This is a genomic window from Acetobacter aceti (assembly GCF_002005445.1).
GTDB classification, from domain to species: Bacteria; Pseudomonadota; Alphaproteobacteria; order Acetobacterales; family Acetobacteraceae; genus Acetobacter; species Acetobacter aceti_B.
In genome coordinates this window covers 2095752-2117770 of the sequence record NZ_CP014692.1, presented here as the reverse complement: position 1 = coordinate 2117770, position 22019 = coordinate 2095752, and the positions used below count along the sequence as shown (strand labels likewise).

The 22019-nt window shown below is 56.9% G+C and carries 22 protein-coding genes; 13 read left to right on the top strand and 9 right to left on the bottom strand.

Features of this window, described 5'->3' with window-relative positions:
• Positions 1 to 9: 9 nt before the first annotated feature.
• On the bottom strand, positions 10 to 447 hold the full coding sequence (locus tag A0U92_RS09585; protein WP_236748073.1) for a hypothetical protein: 438 nt from the start codon (positions 445 to 447) through the stop codon (positions 10 to 12).
• A 47-nt stretch (positions 448 to 494) separates the two neighbouring features.
• On the opposite strand from A0U92_RS09585, the gene A0U92_RS09580 reads away from it, so the two are divergent.
• Together A0U92_RS09580 and A0U92_RS09575 are read left to right on the top strand one after the other, a co-directional pair.
• Positions 495 to 953: a MarR family winged helix-turn-helix transcriptional regulator gene (locus A0U92_RS09580; RefSeq protein ID WP_077813022.1), complete on the top strand. Its 459-nt coding sequence runs from the start codon at positions 495 to 497 to the stop codon at positions 951 to 953.
• Positions 954 to 1070: 117 nt separating this feature from the next.
• Complete coding sequence (locus tag A0U92_RS09575; RefSeq protein ID WP_077813021.1) at positions 1071 to 1712, top strand: SCO family protein; 642 nt, start codon at positions 1071 to 1073, stop codon at positions 1710 to 1712.
• A gap of 2 nt (positions 1713 to 1714) precedes the next feature.
• Here the strand turns inward: A0U92_RS09575 and A0U92_RS09570 are convergent, their stop codons facing one another.
• From A0U92_RS09570 to A0U92_RS09560, 3 genes are all read right to left on the bottom strand, one after another.
• A complete protein-coding gene (locus tag A0U92_RS09570; protein WP_077813020.1) occupies positions 1715 to 3067 on the bottom strand; it encodes a PepSY-associated TM helix domain-containing protein in 1353 nt (450 codons plus the stop codon).
• An 11-nt stretch (positions 3068 to 3078) separates the two neighbouring features.
• A complete protein-coding gene (locus tag A0U92_RS09565; RefSeq protein WP_236748072.1) occupies positions 3079 to 5409 on the bottom strand; it encodes a TonB-dependent receptor family protein in 2331 nt (776 codons plus the stop codon).
• A gap of 71 nt (positions 5410 to 5480) precedes the next feature.
• Positions 5481 to 5870 (bottom strand): hypothetical protein, encoded by a 390-nt coding sequence (locus tag A0U92_RS09560; RefSeq protein WP_077813018.1) that lies wholly within the window; start codon positions 5868 to 5870, stop codon positions 5481 to 5483.
• A gap of 157 nt (positions 5871 to 6027) precedes the next feature.
• Between A0U92_RS09560 and A0U92_RS17755 the strand changes: the two genes are divergently transcribed.
• Complete coding sequence (locus A0U92_RS17755) at positions 6028 to 6171, top strand: hypothetical protein (protein ID WP_187668741.1); 144 nt, start codon at positions 6028 to 6030, stop codon at positions 6169 to 6171.
• Between the two features lie 265 nt (positions 6172 to 6436).
• Here the strand turns inward: A0U92_RS17755 and A0U92_RS09555 are convergent, their stop codons facing one another.
• Positions 6437 to 6889 carry a MarR family winged helix-turn-helix transcriptional regulator gene (locus A0U92_RS09555; RefSeq protein ID WP_236748071.1) on the bottom strand — a complete coding sequence of 151 codons (453 nt, stop codon included), beginning with the start codon at positions 6887 to 6889 and terminating at the stop codon, positions 6437 to 6439.
• Between the two features lie 67 nt (positions 6890 to 6956).
• Between A0U92_RS09555 and A0U92_RS09550 the strand changes: the two genes are divergently transcribed.
• Entirely contained in the window at positions 6957 to 8486 is a 1530-nt protein-coding gene (locus A0U92_RS09550; protein WP_077813016.1) for an FAD-dependent oxidoreductase, read from the top strand.
• A gap of 134 nt (positions 8487 to 8620) precedes the next feature.
• Here A0U92_RS09550 and dld read toward each other — a convergent pair whose 3' ends face one another.
• Complete coding sequence (gene dld, locus A0U92_RS09545) at positions 8621 to 10333, bottom strand: D-lactate dehydrogenase (RefSeq protein WP_077814359.1); 1713 nt, start codon at positions 10331 to 10333, stop codon at positions 8621 to 8623.
• 324 nt (positions 10334 to 10657) lie between these two features.
• Positions 10658 to 11143 (bottom strand): hypothetical protein, encoded by a 486-nt coding sequence (locus A0U92_RS09540; protein WP_077813015.1) that lies wholly within the window; start codon positions 11141 to 11143, stop codon positions 10658 to 10660.
• Positions 11144 to 11234: 91 nt separating this feature from the next.
• Between A0U92_RS09540 and prmC the strand changes: the two genes are divergently transcribed.
• Positions 11235 to 12089, top strand: a complete 855-nt coding sequence (gene prmC, locus A0U92_RS09535; protein WP_077813014.1) for a peptide chain release factor N(5)-glutamine methyltransferase — start codon at positions 11235 to 11237, stop codon at positions 12087 to 12089.
• 13 nt (positions 12090 to 12102) lie between these two features.
• On the opposite strand, the gene A0U92_RS09530 is transcribed toward prmC, so the two are convergent.
• Positions 12103 to 13302 (bottom strand): D-alanyl-D-alanine carboxypeptidase family protein, encoded by a 1200-nt coding sequence (locus A0U92_RS09530; RefSeq protein WP_077813013.1) that lies wholly within the window; start codon positions 13300 to 13302, stop codon positions 12103 to 12105.
• Between the two features lie 334 nt (positions 13303 to 13636).
• Between A0U92_RS09530 and clpS the strand changes: the two genes are divergently transcribed.
• Positions 13637 to 13957 carry an ATP-dependent Clp protease adapter ClpS gene (gene clpS / locus A0U92_RS09525; RefSeq protein WP_077813012.1) on the top strand — a complete coding sequence of 107 codons (321 nt, stop codon included), beginning with the start codon at positions 13637 to 13639 and terminating at the stop codon, positions 13955 to 13957.
• A gap of 189 nt (positions 13958 to 14146) precedes the next feature.
• Here clpS and A0U92_RS09520 read toward each other — a convergent pair whose 3' ends face one another.
• Positions 14147 to 14485 (bottom strand): TIGR02300 family protein, encoded by a 339-nt coding sequence (locus A0U92_RS09520; RefSeq protein WP_077813011.1) that lies wholly within the window; start codon positions 14483 to 14485, stop codon positions 14147 to 14149.
• A gap of 244 nt (positions 14486 to 14729) precedes the next feature.
• Between A0U92_RS09520 and A0U92_RS09515 the strand changes: the two genes are divergently transcribed.
• The 7 genes from A0U92_RS09515 (at position 14730) to A0U92_RS09485 (ending at position 21934) form a co-directional block, all read left to right on the top strand.
• Positions 14730 to 15899, top strand: coding sequence for a transglycosylase SLT domain-containing protein (locus A0U92_RS09515; protein ID WP_236748070.1), 1170 nt, complete (start codon positions 14730 to 14732; stop codon positions 15897 to 15899).
• Positions 15900 to 16014: 115 nt separating this feature from the next.
• Complete coding sequence (gene truB / locus A0U92_RS09510) at positions 16015 to 16938, top strand: tRNA pseudouridine(55) synthase TruB (protein ID WP_077813009.1); 924 nt, start codon at positions 16015 to 16017, stop codon at positions 16936 to 16938.
• 15 nt (positions 16939 to 16953) lie between these two features.
• Positions 16954 to 17223, top strand: coding sequence for a 30S ribosomal protein S15 (gene rpsO / locus A0U92_RS09505; protein WP_010667834.1), 270 nt, complete (start codon positions 16954 to 16956; stop codon positions 17221 to 17223).
• Positions 17224 to 17352: 129 nt separating this feature from the next.
• Positions 17353 to 17547: a hypothetical protein gene (locus tag A0U92_RS09500; protein ID WP_077813008.1), complete on the top strand. Its 195-nt coding sequence runs from the start codon at positions 17353 to 17355 to the stop codon at positions 17545 to 17547.
• A gap of 7 nt (positions 17548 to 17554) precedes the next feature.
• Positions 17555 to 19702 (top strand): polyribonucleotide nucleotidyltransferase, encoded by a 2148-nt coding sequence (gene pnp / locus A0U92_RS09495; protein ID WP_077814358.1) that lies wholly within the window; start codon positions 17555 to 17557, stop codon positions 19700 to 19702.
• A gap of 135 nt (positions 19703 to 19837) precedes the next feature.
• The gene (locus A0U92_RS09490) at positions 19838 to 21256 is read left to right on the top strand and encodes an NAD(P)H-dependent flavin oxidoreductase (RefSeq protein WP_077813007.1); all 1419 of its coding nucleotides are present in this window, start codon (positions 19838 to 19840) and stop codon (positions 21254 to 21256) included.
• A 33-nt stretch (positions 21257 to 21289) separates the two neighbouring features.
• Positions 21290 to 21934, top strand: a complete 645-nt coding sequence (locus A0U92_RS09485; protein WP_077813006.1) for a LolA family protein — start codon at positions 21290 to 21292, stop codon at positions 21932 to 21934.
• Positions 21935 to 22019 lie beyond the last annotated feature (85 nt).

Below are 22019 nucleotides of genomic sequence, written 5' to 3'. Positions count from 1 at the left end.
TGACATCCATCAGGATCGAGCCATCCGTAGTCCATCACGAAAATTCATACCGAGAAGCGCAAGGTTGATTGACCCTGCCAGTAGTTCAATGAACTGAACCTCATAAAATAATCGGTCGAATTTTAATTCAGACGCACGGAGCGCAAGGAAAAACGCACAGGGGACCAGGATACAGATACCGTTGAGCCCAGTGACCCTCATGCGTTTGAATTTCGTAAGCGCCAGACCGCGCGGCGCTGTGCCTGTTGCCCGGTATCCAGACAGGCCTGTGAGAGCAAGGCAGGGAATGAGAACCAGCAATCCCCACAGAATGGCGTGCCTGATGACGGCCATGGTCTGAGGATTTCCATATAGTTCTGCAATGATGGAAGCTGTCATGAAACTGGCTATGCACAGAATGGCCATCGCTCCTGTCAGAGGGTGGATGCGACGGAGAAGGTTCTGCATGTTACCGTCCTTGCGTCAATGAACCCGGAAGATTTATATAGCTAGCCATGAATATAAATAGCAAGCCATATAAATGGCAGTCCCGAGAACAGTCGCTTGGCTATATGGTCAACTGGGCGGCGAGGCTATTTGCGCGTGAGATGGACGAAGCCTTACGGCCATTTGGCCTCATGTCGGGACAACTGCCCGTCATTTTTGCCCTCGCCGATGGAAAGCCGCAGTCCCAGCGTGAACTGGTGCGTCTCGCTGCGGTAGAGCAGTCCACCATGGCAAAGACTCTCGCACGTATGGAACGAGATGGACTGATTCAACGCGCTCCAGATCCGAATGACCGGCGAAGTGCCTTGATATCATTGTCCTCTTCGGCGGCCGACAGATTGCCGGATATCGCTGCCGCCGTTGCAGCAATCAATGCCAGAAGTCACATGCATCTATCGGCTGAAAATAGTGAATTACTGCTGAACTTGTTACGTGGAGTTATCAACGGCCTGACGAACAACGAATGACAAGTTCGGGGGAAAGCAGAATGTCGGCTTTATGTTTGAATGCAATAAAAAGCGGCCATTGAAATTGAAAAGGGATGTATTGCTGTCGTTCGGCATACTGTTTGCTATGATGGCACGATGAATCGTAAGAAGCTCATAAAGGTTGCATTAACCAAGCCAGTGCCCCTTTCCAGACGGCAGGAGTGGAAAAAGATACTTCCTCTGCTTGGTATCATCTTGTTTCTGTTTTCTGGGGCTGTTGGCCTGAGAATATTTCTGACGTCGCAGCAGCATGCACAGATTGGCGGGCCTTACACTCTGGTGAATGGCCACGGGCAGATCGTCACTCAGGCAGCTTTTGAGGGGCGTTATACGCTTCTGTATTTTGGCTATACACATTGTGTGGACGTCTGTCCGTTGACACTTGCGACTGTGTCAGCCGCTCTTGATGAGCTTGGTAAGCGGGGACAGAACATTATTCCCGTGTTCATTTCAGTTGATCCCGAACGTGATACCCCTGAAATTTTACAGGAGTACGTTGAGCGTTTCTCCCCTCGCATTGTCGGCCTGACCGGATCTGAAAGACAGCTTGAGCCGGTTATGAAGGCATTTCATGTCTCAGCACGACGTCATGCTCCCAATGGCTCAGGCTATCTCGTTGATCATAGTTCACTTCTTTATCTCATGGATGGACAAAACCATCTGGTTGGCATGATCCCCGTTGATGCCAGTGCTCATCAGATTGCAAGCGAACTCAGACGGCTTTTACCATCCTCCTGATGTCAGGTCGGACCTAATCTCGCAAACATCCGGTTTGCAAGAACCAGAATAAGTAATGCAGCCCCCAGTTCCGGTAGAAGCAGCCCCAGAATCACAAGGGTCGCAATACCGACAATTCCATATTTCTGAGAAGGCATGGCGGGCGGAGCACCCAGGGATCCCACAGGTTTGCGCTTGAACCATAACACTGTTGCTGCACTGCTCATCATCAGTAATCCCGTTGCCACCACAAGATTGATAGCTTGGTTCACCCCTCCAAAAAGCAGGCCCTCATGCGCCGCAACGCCGTATCCAATGATCCGGTCCATAAGGCCTTTCTGGGCAAATGTTGTCTGCCCCGTCACATGGCCGTCAGGTTTTACCGTCACACTTTCCCGTAAAGGTCGGTTTTGTGTGTCGGAACGCACAGTCCACATAGAGCCAGACCGCGTAATGATCACCGGAGCAGGCAGGGAAAGAGTGCTCGCAGTCTGTACAACAGTATCCAGACTACTCAGCAAATCTCCTTCAGGAAACGAGGGGGAGGGGGCTGGCATGTCCATGCCGGGCATATCCATACTGTCTTTTACGGGAAGTTTCTGTGATTGTCCGACCGGGCGCCCGGCAATGACCGTGGCGGCTGGAACAGCGCCAATTTCCCAGTCCTTGACAGAGGTCTGGCGACCAACCGTGTTTTCGACTGATTGCAGGGCATGGCCCCAGACGAAAGACCATGGAAGACCAGATACCAGGAATAACACCAGAAAGACTGATATCCACACGCCAGTGACAGCGTGGAGGTCTCGCAACCGGGTTCGCCCCTTTGTTCCAAGGCGTGGATAGACAACGCCTGCCAGTCCGCGCTGATGGCGTGGCCACCAGAGCAGCAGGCCTGTCACGATGAGCACAATGGTCCATGATGCAACCATTTCCATAATGACAGAACCCACATTGCCCAATAGCAACTGGCCGTGCAGCCGAAAAACCAGCCGCTCAAATCTTCTTTCTTCCAGAACAGTTTTCAGAACGGTATGGGTGTTCCTGTCCACATAGACCCGTACTGCTTCTCCGTCCGGCCTGTTGACAAGAACACGCGCAGCACTCTGCGAAGTCCGGGGAAGTTCATAAGCCAGAAAAGTCCCCTGCGGTACTGCAGATAAGGCTGTCTGAACGTCCCGCTCGGGAGAGGGCGACAGGGCTATGGGCAGATGGTCATATCGCCAGTCAATCCAGTCATCTATCTGGGGTTTGAAAAGATAAACCGCCCCGGTCAGAGAGAGAAAAGCCACAAAAGGCAGGCAGAACAGCCCTGCGAAGAAATGCCAGCGCCAGAGCGTACGACGGTCTGGCCAGAGAGTGGCGCTGTGTATGGTCATGGCACTATCCCTCAAAACCTGATGCGCACACCGCCGAAATACGCACGCGGCGAACCTGCGTAGATGGAACCTGTGCTGTTCATGAGTGTCGTGGCGCCGGCCTGCTGACCATTGGCCTGCAGGCTATCGCTGATGTTTGCGGCGCCTGCGATATAGGTCTGGTTGGCAACGTTCTGCACCTCGAAATACCAGTGCAAACGATGCGCCCAGCCGAACTGGGCGGGAGAATCATAATGCATTTCAAGATTAAGCAGCGCATAACCCGGCGCTTTCAGGCGATTGGCGTTATCCAGCCAATAGGAATCCCGCCACGTGACTTCCGCATATCCGCCTAGTCCTTCCAGTGGACCGTCAGGCTGGTCGTAGAGAAAACGGGCATTGAGGAAATTGGGAATGACCCCGGGGATATAATGCCCTTTGCGACTGAAGCTGCGTGAGAGCGTGCTATTGGAAAGAACCTCGGTATAATTGGTATAAACCTGATTATCGTAGGTGTAACTCAGTTTAACTCGACCGCCGGGAAGCATTTTCGGCATAGGTTTCCACTCCACACCCAGAACAACACCACGATGTTCGGACGCAGGTGCGTTGAAAGTGTAGGAACCAACGGTGTTGACCCCGGCAGACTGGCTGACCAACTCGTTTTTATAAAACTCGTAAAAACCTGTTGCCTGAATGCTGATCGTCGAGGAAGGATGCCAGTCACCGCCCAGATCAATGCCGACGCTTGTCTGGCTTTTCAGCTGTGTATTGTTCCCGTATTCCCCCTGTGGCGTAATGAAAAGATTGGAAGAGGATGGGGTGCCATAGGCTGTGCCAACACGGGTATGCAGTGTCCAGTCTTTTGACGGCGTATAAATCAACGCGCCTTCTGGCGCGAGATTGAAATAGAAACGATTGGCTGTGATGGCCCGCTGGGTGCTGGTCGTCGCGGAATAGCCATAGAGTGTTTCGGTTGCGCCGATATCGGAATATGTGCCGCCAAGCCCTGCGACGATGTGCCAGTCGGGTGCAAAGTGCCAGTCTTCCTGAAAGCGCGCGCCAAGATTCCACTGGTGCCCATAACTCTCCGAACTCATGGCCCCTCGTGTTGCACCGCCGAGAGGCATGATGTTGTAGGTCTGCGAACCAAAATCGAGATAGTCAAAACTGACGCCAGCAAACGTTTCCAATGCTCTGCCGGCAAGTTCGGCATGGCTGGTGATGTCGCTGCTGACATTATAGGAATTATAAGGACCGACATACGCCATAGGCGACGTCGGCTGGTCGATATGGCGCTGATCGTATGTAAACTGGTTTCTCCAGGTTGTGCGGCTGTTGAAATCATGTTCCCAGCGCAGTCCAACCACGGTACGCCGGTCGAAACGCCCCAGACCTGCTGCTTCAGGGCTCATGGCAACTTTTGCACCATAGCGGCCATTGACCAACAGATTGACAGATGCGCATCCAGCAGCCGCGCTGGATGCATTGATGCACCCTTGCTGGTAAGGATTGGCCCGATACTGGTTGAGTGACAGTCTTGCTGGCAGAAACGCATCCGTGACGTTGTTGACAAATTTCAGGATAAGACGATCGGCGGACGTCAGATTGACACGAAGCCGCACATTTTCTGTCGAGGTATTATAACGGCTGTTCGCAATGAAGCCGTTCCCACGCACATCACTGCCGAAGATCATCAGATCGTAGTGTCTGTTGCCTAAACCTAGCGCTGCATAATTGTTGAACATTCCGAAGCTGCCGAAATCAGAGCCCAGTTCCAGCCCGTGGATATCCGCTCCCTTCCGGGTGCGGAAATTGATGGCGCCATTAATGGCGTAATTGCCATAGAGGGTTGAGGCTGGCCCCTCGAAAATATCGACCCCCTGATAGGCGTGAGGGTCAATCAGGTCGGCCCGGGCTGTCCCATCGGGTTGGGTCATGGGGAATCCGTCTTCCAGAACCTGAATATTTTTAAGTCCCCATGATTGACGATCTCCTGAGCCACGAATGGAAATGTTCGTATCGCGAGGGCCATTCCCCTGAGTAAAGCTGACGCCAGGAATGGTCACCACCATATCGGCAACGCTCTGGCCAACCTGGTTCGCGAAACTACTTCTGTCGGAACTATAAGTCGTTTGGCCTGCGGGACGTGTGAGGGCAGAAGATCGGCTTAATCCCGTTACAAGAATCTGTTCGGTTTTGACAGGAGTTTTTTTGGTTCTGGACGCAGGAAGAACACGTTTGCTCAAAGGTGGGCGAAGCTTCTCCGCACCGACGGCAGCGTATGTGGTGGTCGCCGAGAAAATGGCGGCACCCATCATTATCCCGTAAAACGGGAGTGAAAAATAAGCAGTACGAAACATGTCAGGGTACCTGAAGAGATAACGCAAAACGCTCACCGGCGTGGCAGGTGAGCGGCTCTTTTCAATTCAGGTCAGGCAGGAGGTCCCTGTGGGCAGAGAGAAGTCCGTTTCGGTGTTGGCGGCCCCCGGATGGATGTGAACATCCATGCTTGGCGAATGCTGGCAACACACAATCCCATAAAAAAATAGAAAACGATGCTTACAATAAGCAGGTCCAATGCCTCGGACAGAAGGAAGCTGTCATCATCAGGAGCGGTTGAGTGATGATGCTGTCCGTCCGGATCAGGCGATGTGCTCTGATCGTCGCAAAGAATGCTCAGCTTTGTAAGAGTTTTGAGGGGATCGTCGATCAGTGCAGCAGGAGAAGCAATTCCGCCAAATGTCAGGCGTGCAATCAGTGCAAGCAATACGAGAGGCCAGAAGGCCAGCAGGTAAGTTGAACTGTGAGCACGTGGAGTCATGCGTCACCGTTACATCAAGTTCTTTCTGTTCACCAGTCCATATCGATTGCGGCAATCCTACCTTTCGATGACGACATCCCTGATCTTTGGGCGGTATTGCATGTCAGTTTTCGGAAAACGTAAATTGGCCACTGAACGACCGAGAAGAAGGCAATAGTTGCCTGTCTGCTCCATTCTCGAAGCGGATATGCGGGTGTCGGCCGTTTATGAAAAACGGCTTCTTGCTGCAACACATTATCACAGCCCGCCAGTCGGTCTGCCTCCGGGGGAGGCGGCCATACCGGCCATCCTTCCTCTGTGATCTTTTTCAGGATCTTTCAGACATGATTGAGTCTGTTTTCTCGAAACACGCGCCCATCGGGCGTCGTCGTTTCGTCACCGGCGCGGCTGCTCTGGGCTGTGGCGCGACTGTTTCTCCTGCGATGGCGCACAGGACGGTCACTGAGAGCCCGCTTTCGGCCGAACTGCCGGACGTGTCTTCGTCCTTTCTTCAGAACGTGACGACATACAGCTTTACGAAGGAAGCAACCGATTTTGATTCTGATGACAGATTTCCAGCGGATTTATCATCGCATCAAATCGTCAGCAAAACGCCGCAAAAGCGTCCTCAACTGATCAAGGTCTGCGTCGGTCCAATCGACGAGAATGCGGTTCGCCAGCCTCTCACGGGCCGCGTTGAGCAGGTCGACCATTTCCAGTCCTTTTCCAGTCACTGTCGCTTCGCGAACACGCTTATCCCTTATGGACGGTTTGCGCTCAATAAGATCCAGTTCCTCCAGCTTGCTCATTTGTCGGCTGATCGTCGTATGATCACGCCCCGTACGGTCCGCGAGTTCAACAACCCCGATAGGACCGTAACGCCATACCCGCGCCAGAAGCGGAAACAGGGCCCGATCCAGAGGAATGCCGGCCTCCTCGATCAGGCGATCGTCACGGCGTGGACGGTTGATTTCATCGACCAGATCGATGATCGCGGCATGCAGTCCACGCAGGATTTTAGGATCATGTGTATTATTCACGTTTCTTGTTGCCTTCGACGCCAATCTCATATACGTGAATATTACACATTGATTCGCGGAGCTGCCAGTGTCTTTCGATACAGACGTCCTGATCTCGGGTGCGGGGGCCGCTGGTCTGACCCTTGCGATCGATCTCGCCCGACGCGGGGTTTCGTTCCGACTGATCGAGCAGAACGCACAGCCGTTCAGCGGATCGCGCGGCAAGGGCATCCAGCCCCGGACGATGGAGATCTTCGAGGATCTCGGCTTCGTCGACCGTATGGCGGCGGCAGGCGGACCCTATCCGCCGCTGTGTCAGTATCGTCCTGATGGAACTCACAAAGTGTCGCTTCTGACGGAAGCAGACGTCTTACCGACCGCAGCCGAGCCCTATGCCGCGCCGCTGATGCTGCCGCAGTTCGCAACCGAAGCCGTCATGCGGGAGCGGCTTGCCGAACTGGGCCATCATCCACATTTTGGAACACGGCTGACGGGATTTGAACAGGATGCCCATGGCGTTACGGCGAGGATCGAACAGGAAAGCGGCGAGCAGGTTGTCCGTGCCCGGTTCCTTGTCGGAACCGACGGCGGTCGCAGCTTCGTCCGCCATGCTCTGGCTATCGATTTTCCGGGAGAAGCGCTGGGTGTGCGTGCGATCGTTGCCGATGTGCGGCTGGAAGGTCTTGATCGGTCCGCCTGGCATCGTTTCCAGTTCGATTCACCGGCGACACAGGTGATGATCTGTCCGCTGGCGGGCACTGACCTGTTCCAGATTCAGGCCCCCGTGGCTCTGGAGGGAGAGATCGATCTGTCTCCTGCCGGACTGACCGCTCTTATCGGCGAGCGAACTGGCCGAGCGGACATCATCGTCCGCTCGGTGTCCTGGTCCTCGGTCTATGCGATGAGCGCGCGTCTGGCCGATCGCTATCGGATCGGGCGCGTCTTCATCGCGGGAGACGCCGCGCATGTTCACCCGCCAACCGGCGGTCAGGGCCTCAACACCAGCGTTCAGGACGCGTATAATCTCGGCTGGAAGCTGGCTTCCGTGCTCGCGGGAGCACCGGAGGCGCTGCTCGACAGCTATGAGGCGGAACGCCGACCGATTGCATCGAACATGCTTGGTCTCTCGACGCGCCTCCTCGGGGAAGCAAAGCAGGGCACCATGCGACGCGATCGCGAAGCGCGTCAGCTCGACCTTGGATATCGCGGTTCATCGTTGAACGTACCCGGTTCCGTGGGCGGAAAAGTGCAGGCGGGCGATCGCGCGCCTGACGCGCCCTGTCGCGGACAGGCCGGGCAACGGACACGGCTCTTCACGGTTTTTCAAGGGCCACATTGGACCTTGCTCGGTTATCAGCCGCACGACCGGCCGTCGGCCATCGCGGGTGTTCGTATCGTCACCATCGGTAACGGATATGAACTCGTCGACGAAGATGGTCATATCGCCGAAACTTACGGGATCGAACCTGGTCAGTGGATACTCGTCCGACCGGACGGCTACATCGCCGGAATTTTCCCCTCTGACGGACTGGAGGCGCAGCTTTCGCGCTACCTCCCGCATGTGCTGCCGTCCACCCGGACGACACGCCCGGAGGGTCATGAGGGAGGGAAGCGGTGAACGCTCCGGGATTGGCGGCAACCAACATTGGCACGCTGAGCACTCATGTCAACTTTCCGGAAGCACAAATCTTGCCGACGAAGTCCGACTTGTAGGCGGAAGCAGACGCATCCGCCCCATCTAACTCGTTCTCCTCAAACGCTCTCCGACACCCAGTTCTTCCGTTTCGTCGCCTTGCCGATCCCCGGATTCATGCAGTTGCACGGATCAAGCGAACGGTAGTGATCCAGCATCTCCTGCGGAGCCTGATAGAGATGCCCGACATTGTGCTCGGCAGGGTATTTCGCACCTCGGGCGTCAAGGCCGGGCAGCATGGAATGTTCAACTTCCATGGCGTCATAACCCTTTTTCACGACGTAATCCTGATGCATCACATGGCACAGGAAATGGCCGTAATAGAGTTTGACGATCAGCTTGTCTTCAATCTCTTGTGGGAGTGTCTCGAACCATTCCCGGTCATTACGCCGCAGGGCGATGTCGAGCGCAACGATATCTTCCGCTTCCTGATGATGCACGGCACGATAACGGATGGCGGCGCCCGCTGCGGCAAAGCGATGCAGGAAGGCGCGCTTGCCTTCATCGGCGGTGCATTCGAAAAACTCGCCGGACGCTTTACCGAAGAAGTCCGTTAGATAAGCCTGCACCGGACCCGTGAGGTCGGCAGATATTTTCAGCATCAGATGATGTTCGAACCGGTCACGATAATTCAGCATCCGCTGCGGAAGCTGCTGGGGTAGAAGGTAACTCAGGGCCTGCATCGCCCGATCGCTGAAATGCTCTGGTAGGAAGCCGAGTTTTTTGGCGTAGATATCAAAACGCGACTTCATGGCGAACATTTTCGGCAGGACTTTTGTGCCGAAATAACGAATGACCGCAAACGTATCCTTGCCGTATTTCTCAGCAATGTTGAAAGCGTCGCGGTGGATGTATTCACCGGCAATCGGTAAAGTATCAAAGCCTGTCAGCAGATGACGGCGCAGGTCTTCCAGTTCATCGGTGCTGTTGGTGCCGATATAGAAAACACCGGTGTTCTTCTCGGCCGGAAACGTATCGAGGCGCACGGCAAAGGTGACCAGCTTACCCGCGCAACCGGCTGCCTCGTGCCAGCGCGCCGGGTCGGCATTGAAGCGGGCAGGGGAGTCGGCGTCGATCTCGCGGACGTGGCTGATATACTGGCCGTCATGGCCACGTCCGGCATTCCAGTCGATATCGGCTTCCGAGAAACTGCCGTCTTCCAGCTTGCGGAGCATGGCTTCCGGATCATTGCCAAGCCGGATGCCCAGATGGTTGACGAGGTGAAGTTGTCCATCCTCACCGACCTGACCGAAAATCGCCATTTCGGTGTAGGCCGGTCCGCGCTGAACCAGTGCGCCGCCAGAGTTGTTGCTGACACCACCCAGAACCGATGCGCCGATACAGGAAGAACCAATCACCGAGTGAGGTTCACGCCCGATGGCGGCCAGCTTGCTTTCCAGTTCGTAAAGCGTGGCACCCGGCAGGCAGACCACCTGCCTGCCTTCACCGATCAGATGCGAGCGATCCAGCCGCAGGGTGCTGATAAGCACGATGTCGCGGTCATAATCATTGCCGTCTGGGGTGGAGCCGCCGGTCAGACCGGTATTGGCCGCCTGCATGATGATGATCTTGCCGTCGTCAGTGCAGGCTTTCGCCACGCGCCAGAGTTCCACAAGAGAACCGGGCTGCACGGCCGCGAGCACCCTGCCGGCCCCAAAGCGAAAGCCATGCGTAAACCGGTACGTGGCGGCGTCGCCTGTCATGACATGCGCGTGGCCGACAATGGTTTTCAGGGCTGAAACAAGTTCGGGGCTGTTCTGGGAAGAGGACATCATGAAAGGACCCTGGAAGTCGTTATTTTCTTATAGGCGCGCACAATAGAGCGCGACGCGGAAGAAAGGCAGTGCTGTGGAAGGAACGATGTATATTTTTTCGATATGGCAGATGTGAAAAAGACAAGTTTTTTGTCTGGGGGCACGACGCCGTATCTGCCGTCATACATCATGCTTCTGTCGTAGCATGGCAGTTCGGAAAACGGGAAACACAGGCTTCATTCAAGAAGAATCCCGAACGCGCTTCGTTAGAACATTCTCCGGTATTTTTAACATTGCGTGCAAATCTATGTGAAAGGTTCAACGCCTTTCAAACGGTGCGACTTAACTCGTTGCGACCGTGCAGGCGCCCTTGCGTCCAGGTTCATGCTCGGCTGTTGTGGGAGATGAAGGATCGATCAGGTAGAAATCCGTAAAGTTTTCTGCTCCCATCGCCTGAAATACATGACCGTTAGGGTCATGGAGTGTACCCTGACTGGTGACGAGATGGGTCTCGGTCTTTCCTTCGGCATTCCGCACCACGATCTCGCCGCACAGCGCATAGGTGTAGGAAGGCTTGTCCGGAACAGTGATGACGGCCCGACGTTGAGGCGTTTTTTCGTCCAGCACCATCGTGGCGACCAGATCGCCATCAATATAGAGCCGTGAAGTCTCCGAAACTTCCTGCGTCGCCTTGCCGTCTTCCACGACAAACTGCGCGGCCCATGCCGAACCGTTCGTCAGAGTGGCTATCATTGCCAGCAGACAGGCTGCTTTGAGGATGCTGTATCCGTAAGGGCGAGAAATGCCCGAAAGAGTGCGTGCAGCCATAAGAAACTGTCTCTCTCCGGTGGTGATATGCTCGCCATCAACCGGCGATGTGTGCGAAAACCGATGCCATGAAACAGCTTTATAATACGTTATGACACCCGGCGACGATAGTCGGGCAGCCGCTCTGATCAGTCGGGCCTCAGTGTATCTCGATGAACGCGGGATCGAGCAGGGCCGCAGGGAAGCCCGGCTGCTGTTTGAGTTGGCCTATGGCAAGGAAGTCAGCTGGCAACTCGCACATGGCGATGAAATCATGGCAGAAACAGGGCTGTTTGCCGGTTTCGTACGGCGTCGGGGCGCAGGGGAGCCGATGGCGTATCTCAGTGGTAAAAAGGGATTCTGGACGCTTGATCTGGACGTCACGCCCGATACCCTGATCCCGCGCGGTGATACGGAGACGCTTGTGGAAGCGCTTCTTCGACACCGTCCTGACCGCCGCTCTGTGTCGTCGGTGCTGGATCTTGGAACAGGAAGCGGCTGCCTGCTGCTGGCGGCTCTGAGTGAATATCCGCAGGCCTTCGGGGTAGGGGTGGACCGGGCCGAGAGAACGGCGCGACAGGCGCGGAAAAATGCAGTCCTGAATGGTCTGGCGTCACGGGCTGATTTTGTGGTGGCTGACTGGGGCGACCCGCTGAATGCCTGTTTCGACGTGGTTCTTTCCAATCCGCCCTACATTCCGAAAGACGATCTTCCCGGCCTGATGAAAGACGTGGTGGCCTATGAGCCCGGCGCGGCTCTCGATGGCGGTGACGATGGGCTGGATGCTTACCGTCAGATCATTCCCACACTATCAGATCTGCTGGCGCCGCAAGGACTGGCGATTCTGGAATTCGGGATTGGTCAGGAGAAAGAGGTCGCCGCGATCGCCGGGCAATCCGGTTTGTCTGTCGTGGAATGCTGCAAGGATCTGGCGGGCATCATCAGGGCAATCGTCCTGTCGCTCTGAAAACTTCTCCCGCTCAGGTCTTGGAGCGATGACCATGCTTGGCGGCGCTATGGACTGACCGGGAAATTTCACTGGGCTTTGCGTGCTTCGTGATGGGCGTTCTGGCCAGAACGTAGTGAATGATGCCAAGCTTCTTCAGGCGACCTCCACGCGGCGCTTCAGCAACCTGCAGAGGCTGCTTCTTCCCAAGACCACTGGCTGCATAGAGACGCAGTTCATGCCGCCGGGACGCGGGAGTATTGCGGGCAATGATAAGGGGGCGGGGTATGATCGCGCGCCTTTCGACGGGAGCGACGCCCTCATCCTGGAAACCCTGATCCATCAGGTCCGCCATGGTGCGGGTCCGCTGCGCGTTTGACGATGCGCCCATGACAACACCGACCAGACGCACATTCTCCCGGATGGCGGAGGCCACAAGATTGAGGCCTGCCTGCGCGGTATAGCCGGTCTTCATGCCGTCAGCGCCCGGATAGAACCGGAGCATCGGATTATGGTTCGGAATTTCACGTCCATGATAATAGAAAACGGGCGTGGAAAAATAATGATAGTCTTGTGGGAAATCAGAAATCAGCCGACGGCCGAGAGTGGCCAGATCTCTGGCCGTAGTGACCTGCTCGGGGTCAGGAAGGCCGGACGCATTGCGGAAGGTTGTAGAGGACATGCCGAGGGCGTGCGCCTGCGCCGTCATCATGGCGGCGAAACGCATCTCATCCCCACCAATCAGTTCGCCCAGCGCACAGGCGGCGTCATTTGCTGATTTCGTGACAAGGCCCAGAATGGCCTGCTCAACCGTAATATAGGAGCCGGGAACAAGCCCGAGTTTGGACGGCTCGCGGGTGGCGGCCCTGACAGAAACAGGGACAGACTGATCCAGTGAGATCTGTCCGCCATGCAGGGCCTGAAAAGCCATATACAGCGTCATGAGCTTGGTGAGGCTGGCCGGGTAGCGCTGAAGGTCCGGATTGATCTGCGCCAGCACGGTGCCGGTTCGTGCGTCTTCAATAAAGGCGCTGACATTGCCGACATACTGCGCGCGGGCAGAATCGATGGCCAGAACGGATGAAAGAACCAGCGAAGCTGCCAGTCCTTTTTTGTAAACGCGATCAAAGGCTGGGAGCGCCTTGATTTTTATGCGGAATATTTTTGCTGTGCGGCGAGCCGGGCCGTCATTCACTTCGGAAGAGCTGGTTGGGAATCCAAAGTTGTTTTTCATGGCGGAGCGCACAATAATCCTGATGGGTATTTGGGCGATAGCTTAACAGTGTCGAATCCATCGTCTAGAGGGAAAATTACTAATATTTTGGAAATCACAAAATGAAATGGGGCTTTGAAAGCAACTTCTTTTTAAGAGAGTTGAGGCACGGTGGCGACGCCGATTTATACTCAAAGCAGACAGGGCGACGAAACGGGTTCCGTAGCCTTGTTCCTGATTTTTTGTTTCCTTGCGAAGTCGAGCGGTTTAGAGAAGCACGACAAACGTGGCAGTCCCGCCTTCTCTGTCAGGGAGAGTGGGGGTATCGGCACCGCGAAGCAGCCGGGTGAGTTTCATGACGGAGAATTCAGAAGATAACACATCGGATATCGGCGTTCTGGTCAGGGCTGTTCCCAAAACCAGAAAACCTTCGATGTACAAGGTCCTCATGCTGAATGATGACTACACGCCCATGGAATTCGTCGTGCACGTACTTGAGCGCTTTTTTAACAAGAACCGTGACGAAGCCACGAACATCATGCTGCATGTGCACAAGAAAGGCGTGGGAGTCTGCGGTGTTTTCACGTACGAGGTTGCCGAGAGCAAGGTTTCCCTCGTCATGGATCTGGCAAGGCAGAATCAGCATCCGCTCCAGTGCACGATCGAGCGCGACTGAAAACGGCAGCTTCAGCTTTTAATCTGGTTCAATTTTGCGGGAATGTGAGGTTTCAGCCGGGGGTAATCCGGAGCTGAAGCTGTGGCGCCCATCGCAGGATCAGGTCTGTTTTCTCAAAACCCCGAGCGCGGCATCAAGCAAAGAAACAGGGCCCTGTCGCGTTCGGCAGAGCCCTGTTTTCTTGTGGCGTCAGGAGTCGTGTTCGTCTTTTTCTGACGGTACATCAATGTCCGAACTGATGTCGTCGGCATCGTCATCGAGATCAGACGTATCCTCGATCACATCATCATCGTCGTCATCATCGTCAGCCACGATGTCGATATCATCGACATCATCCTCTCCGGTCGTCGGTTTTGGAGCCTTGACGGGCGAGGTCGGGACAATCTCGCCCGTTCGCTTGAGGCGGGGCACTTCAGCCGGCTGCTCTGTCCCGCATTTCGGGCAAACAGCCGGGTCTTTTGTGAGGTCATAGAAACGAGCGCCGCACGAGACGCAGACGCGTTTGGAACCGAGTTCGGGCTGAGCCATATGAAACCTGTCGCATTGTATTCGTGGCAGAGGACGCGAGTCCCCGACGGTATATGGTGCGACCAGAAGACCCGCACGCAATCTAAGGGCAGGCCACATGCCAGCTCAGACAGTCTGCGTCAACCAAGGAAAATCTGTCGCATCCGTTGATCCAGAGCAAACTTATCTCATTTTCGCCTTAATTTTCCATTGGCATACACAAGTGTAATGTTGGGATATGTCCATTCTTTCAAGGGGGCTCAGGATGAGTCGGGGGCAGGCGGTAATCTTTCGGTCCGTGACGCTGGGTGTCATGCTTGGTCTTGCCGCATGCAGCGGTGGTTCACGGCCCGGAGGAAGCCCGTCCCAGTGGGGGCGTGGCGATTACACCCCGCCCGGTCCCCCCAGTGACCCGTGGGGCCCCTATATCCGCGAGGCGGCCAATCGTTTCACGGTCCCTGAACCGTGGGTAAGGGCCGTCATGCATCAGGAATCGGGCGGTCACGAATACCAGAATGGCCATCTGACACGCTCAGGTTCAGGCGCAATGGGCCTGATGCAGCTCATGCCCGCCACATGGTCGGAACTGGCGGCGGAGTTTGGTCTGGGCAATGACCCATACGAACCTCACGACAACATCATGGCTGGCACCGGCTATATCCGCCAGCTCTACGACAAGTTCGGATCGCCCGGTTTTCTGGCGGCCTATAATGCCGGTCCGGGACGCCTGGAGCAGTATCTTGAGACAGGCGGCTCACTGCCCGATGAGACGGTCAATTACGTCGCTTCAATCAGCCCGCATCTGGGGGACGCTGTTCCTGCCGTGACGACGCCTGCGTCACCTGTCATGGTTGCCCGTGCGAGAGCTGTGCCAGCCTATACGGTTGCCCAGAACACCGTTGCAACAGCAGGACCGGTGGCACGGACTTCCGATGGCTGCCTGCGTAATGTGGACGCCGCCTACGATCCGTCAAACTGTCTGGTTGACCGCGATGTGCCGCATGCGGACCCAGAGGCTCCGCTCGCGCCACCACAGCCTGCCGTTGAAGTGGCCTCGGCGCCGCCGGTCGCCGTGCGGTCGCAGACATTGCCGGCGGAACTGGCCAGCTATGTCGAACCCGCTTCAGCGCATGCCGCTGCGCCCTATCGCCTGACTCCCGTGACCTATACCCACCCAGCCTCCAGTGGTGGAGGCTGGGCAGTGCAGGTCGGCGCGTTCTCATCGGGTTCTGATGCGAGAGTCGCGTTGGCGCAGGCGCAGGCCATCATCGGAAGAAATAGCGACGCCAGCCCTGTCGTCACCAAAGTCTCCCCGACGGCGAACTCACTCTACCGGGCGCGGCTGGTCGGATTTGCGGCGCAGGATGCAACAACGGCCTGCCGTATCCTTCACAGTCACTCCGTGGCCTGCTTCGCCGTTCCGCAGTCGACCTGATCACGAGCAACCCCTCTGTTGGTCGTGCAGGCGTTGCGATCCACGCTCTGCTCGGCTAGACCCGCGCCTTTCCGGGGCTGATTTGTCCGGTCACGGGCAATCGGGAGATGCAGGAATGGCGCGTAACCGAGTTCGCAAGGGGCGGCCTCTGGATGGCTGGCTGGTCATCGACAAGCCGACCGGCATGACGTCGACAGCGGTGGTCAGCATCCTTAAACGCATCTTCAATGCCCAGAAAGTCGGTCATGGCGGTACGCTCGACCCACTGGCGACAGGTCTTCTGCCGATCGCCATGGGAGCCGCCACCAAGACGGTCCCCTACATTATGGACGGCACAAAGCGGTATCATTTCACCTTGAAACTGGGTGAGGCGCGGGACAGCGACGACGCCGACGGCGCCGTCACGGCAACCTCCGATGTGCGTCCGACGGACGAGCAGTTGCAACAGGCTGCGGCCGACCTGACGGGTGACATCATGCAGGTGCCTCCCGTGTTCTCCGCGCTGAAAGTCGCTGGTGAACGGGCCTACGACATGGCGCGTGACGGTCGACCGCCGGAGCTTCCTCCCCGTCCGGCCCGGGTTGACCGTTTCGTGCTGATTGATCGTCCCGATGCAGATCATGCGGTGTTCGAAGTTGAATCCGGCAAGGGGGTCTACATGCGTTCACTCGCCCGTGATGTGGCATTGGCCTGTGGAACGGTCGGGCATATCGCCGTCCTGCGCCGGTTACGTGTCGGCCCTTTCACGGAGGCGGATGCGATTTCACTGGACAAAATCACCGGGAGCGCCGAAGAAGGCCCCGCTTCGCCGGAACTGCTTCTTCCGGTATCGACCGCGCTGGCCGACATCCCGGCGGTGGCCCTGATGCCTGATGAAGCAGCGCTTATCCGACATGGTCAGGCTCTTGGCCTGATGGACTTCATCGACCGTATCCCGGAAACGGGGCCGGATGACGTGGTCCGCATGATGGACGGGGAAGTGGTTCTGGGGCTTGGACGCCTTGAAGAAGGGTGGCTCAGGCCTGTCCGTTTGCTTTGATACTGGGAGACGACGATGTCGATTACCGCAGAACGCCGCACGGCGCTGATTGAAGAATACCGCACAACCCCGACCGACACAGGTTCGCCGGAAGTTCAGGTTGCGATCCTCACCGAGCGCATCAACAACCTGACCGAGCACCTGAAGACCCATGCGAAGGATTTCCATTCCCGCCGTGGTCTGCTGGTGATGGTTGGTAACCGTCGCGGCCTGCTCGACTACCTGAAGCGCAAGAGCCAGCAGCGTTATGAGACGCTGATCGGTCGTCTGGGTCTGCGTCGCTGATCACGGGATCCGGCAAAAGGCGAAATGGCAGTCAATCTGCTGTTTTCCCTGTGCCGATAATCCTGTAAAGGTTTGCCCGGGGTTCCGCTTGTGGAGCCTCGGGTTTTTTGCGTCTGGAATGGTCCGGACGTGAAGCTGCGCCGTTCCGCACGCGCGGAGGCCGGGCTGGCCACGGCGTTTCAGGCCACATGGCGTTCTGGCGTTTTCGTCAGCCACCATGCCGTCCGAGACGCTGTCTGCATCCGGTTTCTCAAATCCCGGGAAACACAGGGCCGCCATCAGGCCCGGACCGGGGCTGTCGCTGGGGATGGCCGAAAGGTTTGAAACAAGAATGTTCAATTATTTCCGTAAAGAAATTGAATGGGGCGGTCGTCCGCTGATCCTTGAGACCGGCAAGATCGCCCGTCAGGCAGACGGCGCTGTTGTCGTCACCTATGGCGAGACCGTTGTCCTGTGTACGGCGGTGGGCGCCAAGACCGTCAAGCCGGGACAGGACTTCTTCCCGCTGACAGTCAATTATCAGGAAAAAGCTTACGCCGCCGGCAAGATCCCGGGCGGTTTCTTCAAGCGTGAAGGTCGTCCTTCCGAGGCGGAAACACTCAACTCCCGTCTGATCGATCGTCCGATCCGTCCGCTGTTCCCGGAAGGGTTCCGCAACGAGGTGCAGGTCATCACGACGGTTCTCAGCCATGACATGGAAAACGATCCGGCCATCCCGGCCCTGATCGGTGCGTCAGCAGCCCTGACACTGTCCGGCATCCCGTTCTTCGGCCCGGTTGCTGGTTGTCGTGTCGGTTACACCAACGGCGAATACGTGCTGAACCCGACCATTGACGAGACAAAAGAGTCTGATCTCGACCTCGTCGTCGCCGGTACGTCCGAGGGCGTGCTGATGGTGGAGTCGGAAGCCAGCGAGCTGTCCGAAGCCGTCATGCTTGGCGCCGTGAACTTTGGTCACAAGGCGTTCCAGCCGGTCATCGACGCGATCATCGCTCTGGCTGAACACGCTGCCAAAGCACCTTGGGAAATGGAAGGGCCGAGCAAGGAAGCCATCGCGCTTCGCAAGAAGGTCGATACGCTGGGCCGCAAGCTGCTCGTCGCAGCTTACAAGGAGAAGGCCAAGCAGGCCCGCTACGAGAAAGTCGCAGCAGCCAAGAAAACTGTCATCGAGAAGCTGGTCGCAGCCGATCTGGATGCCGAAGCCGCCAAGCCGATGCTCAAGGATCTTGAGGCCGACATCGTGCGTAACTCGATCCTTGATACCGGCCTGCGTATCGACGGTCGTGATCTTGTCACGGTTCGTCCGATCGTCTCTGAAGTCGGCATTCTGCCGCGCGCCCACGGCTCTTCGCTCTTCACGCGTGGCGAAACGCAGGCTCTGGTGGTCGCGACGCTTGGCACGGGTCAGGACGAGCAGGTTATCGACGCGCTCGAAGGTGAATACCGCACCAACTTCCTGCTGCACTACAACTTCCCTCCGTTCTCGGTCGGTGAGTGTGGTCGTACGGGTTCACCGGGCCGTCGTGAGATCGGTCATGGCAAGCTGGCATGGCGCGCCATCCACCCGCTGCTGCCGACGAAGGCCGAGTTCCCGTACACGATGCGCGTCGTGTCCGAGATCACGGAAAGCAACGGTTCGTCTTCCATGGCGACTGTCTGCGGCACCTCGCTCTCCCTGATGGACGCCGGCGTTCCGCTGAAGCGTCCGGTCGCTGGCATTGCGATGGGTCTCATCAAGGAAGATAGCGGTTACGCCGTGCTGTCCGATATTCTTGGCGACGAGGATCATCTCGGCGACATGGATTTCAAGGTGGCTGGAACCGAAGCCGGTATCACTGCGCTGCAGATGGATATCAAGATCACGTCCATCACGCCCGAAATCATGGAAATCGCTCTGGAGCAGGCCCGTGGCGGTCGTCTCCACATTCTCGGCGAGATGTCCAAGGCGCTGACGGAAGGCCGTTCCGGCGTGTCCTCCACGGCGCCGAAGATCACCACGATGAGCGTGCCGAAAGAGAAGATCCGTGACGTGATCGGAACGGGCGGCAAGGTCATCCGTGAGATCGTCGAATATTCCGGCGCGAAAGTGGATATCGGCGATGACGGCACGATCACCATCGCGGCATCGTCCGACGAGCAGGCTCAGAAGGCCATTTCCCGGATCAACGGGATTGTGGCTGAGCCGGAAGTCGGCCGTATCTATGACGGCAAGGTCGTCAAGACGGCTGACTTCGGCGCTTTTGTGAACTTCCTCGGCGCCAAGGACGGTCTGGTTCATATTTCCGAACTGGGTCAGGGTCGTGTGGCCCGCACCACGGACGTTGTGAAGCAGGGCGACGCCGTGAAGGTAAAGGTCATCGGTTTCGATGATCGTGGCAAGGTGAAGCTCTCGATGAGGGTTGTAGATCAGGCCACAGGTGCCGATATCACAACAGACGTCGGTGAGAAGCCGGCACGCGCGCCACGCCGCGAGGACTGAAATCCTCTGACGGTCTGAAGTGGGGCGGGCGTTGCGACTTTCCGGTCGTAACGCCCGTTTCTCTATGGCGCCTGAAGTAGCATCGGGCTAAGAGCGCCATGTTTGCGGCACGAACAGGGACGATGACGGGATAGCATGAAGTCGATTAACGCAGTTAGGTTGGGGGGCGCTGAAGTCCTGCCTCTGGTTGAGGGTGGAAAAGGTGTTGCCGTTTCGACGGGTGAATCCGCCGGGGCCTGGGCCGCTGCGGGTGGTGCCGGCACGATCTCTGTCGTCAATGCAGATAGCTATGACGAGAACGGCAATGTTGTTCCGCAAACCTACAAGGGACGCACACGTCGGGAACGTCAGGAAGAACTGATCGACTATGCCATCAGAGGTGGTATCGCGCAGGCGGAAATCGCCCATGAGCGGTCCGGTGGCAGAGGTCGGGTTCATGCCAATATTCTCTGGGAGATGGGCGGCTCGGAACGGGTGATCGAGGGCGTCATGGAAGGCGCCAAAGGTCTGATTCACGGTCTGACCTGCGGTGCGGGCATGCCGTATCGCCTGTCAGAGATCGCTGCAAAATTCGGCGTTCACTATTATCCGATCGTCTCGTCAGCGCGGGCTTTCAACGCACTGTGGAAGCGGGCCTACAGCAAGGCATCCGAGCTTCTTGGCGGTGTGGTTTATGAAGACCCCTGGCGGGCTGGCGGCCATAATGGCCTGTCCAACACAGAAAACCCGCTTCTGCCGGAAGACCCGTATCCTCGCGTGCTTGAGTTGCGGAAGCTGATGCGCTCATTCGGGCTCGGTGACACCCCCATCATCATGGCGGGCGGTGTCTGGTGGCTTGAGGAATGGGAAGACTGGCTCGACAATCCAGAGTTGGGGCCGATCGTTTTCCAGTTCGGGACGCGACCTTTGCTTACACAGGAAAGCCCTATTCCCGAGGCATGGAAGTCACGGCTGCTGACCCTTAAGGAAGGCGACGTCTACCTCAATCGCTTCTCTCCCACGGGCTTCTACTCTTCCGCCGTGAACAACAGCTTCATGCAGGAATTGTGCGGCCGTTCAGAACGTCAGGTGGCCTATGCGTCAGAGCCGCTCGGTGAACTGGTGGCCCGATATGGCGTCGGCGCCCGCAAGCGCGAAGTCTTTGTGACCGAAGCGGACCTGCTGCATATCAAGGCTTGGGAAAAAGCCGGTTTCACAGAAGCCATGCGCACGCCTGATTCGACCCTGATTTTCGTAACTCCAGATCGCGCAAGGGAAATTCTGGCTGATCAGGTGGCCTGCATGGGCTGTTTGTCAGAGTGCCGCTTTTCCAACTGGAGTCAGCGTCCACCGGAATACAGTAATGGCAGGAGAGCCGATCCAAGGTCGTTCTGCATTCAGAAAACGCTTCAGACGATCTCGCATGCGGAAGGGCCGGATCAGGCGGAAATTGCTGATAACAATCTGATGTTCGGTGGCACCAACGCCTGGCGCTTTGCCACGGACCCATTCTACTCGAATGGTTTCGTTCCAACGGTAAAGCAGCTTGTCGAACGGATCATGACCGGACGCTGACCGGCGGATAGCAGAATTAAGAGGTTCTGAACCATGCTGTTTCGAGAGAAAAGCGCTACCCTGCTGCGGACTGTTTTTCTGGCAGGAACCATGGTTATGGCGTCGTCCATCCTGCTGACAGGTGCCGCAGCTTATGCGGACCCAGTCCTCTCTCCAGTCGATCAGGGCTGGGTTGCTCGCGTTCAGGATTCAATGAACGCAGTCACCACCATGAAGGGCCGTTTCGAGCAGGTCGCCCCGGACGGGCAACGCACGACAGGCACGGTCTGGCTGGCCCGACCGGGCCGGATGCGGTTCGAGTATGACAAACCCAGTCCGCTGTTGCTGGTCGCCAATGAAGGCAAGGTCGTTTTTCGCGATACACAGCTTGACCAGACCACGGAAATCCCGCTGGAACGCACTCCTCTGGGGTTGCTGCTCAGCGAGCATGTTTCACTCTCGGGTGACGTGACCGTCACGAACTTTCAGCGTCAGAACGGAACGCTTCAGATCTCTGCTGTTCGTACCGCCGCTCCGGGAGAGGGCACGTTGGTCATGCTGCTGTCCGAGCAACCATTGAACCTGCAGGGCTGGACCGTCATTGACGCACAGGGCAGGCAGACAAGGGTTGAACTGTCTGATGTGAAGCGGGGTGTGAAGGTTTCCGACTCTCTGTTCGCATTGCCTCGCGAGAACTGATCGGATGCTGCGTCTCTGTTGAAGAGACGCGGTGCTTTTGACTTGAGGACAGTCTGCGCCTGTGTCTAGCTAATTGGCCTCCGGC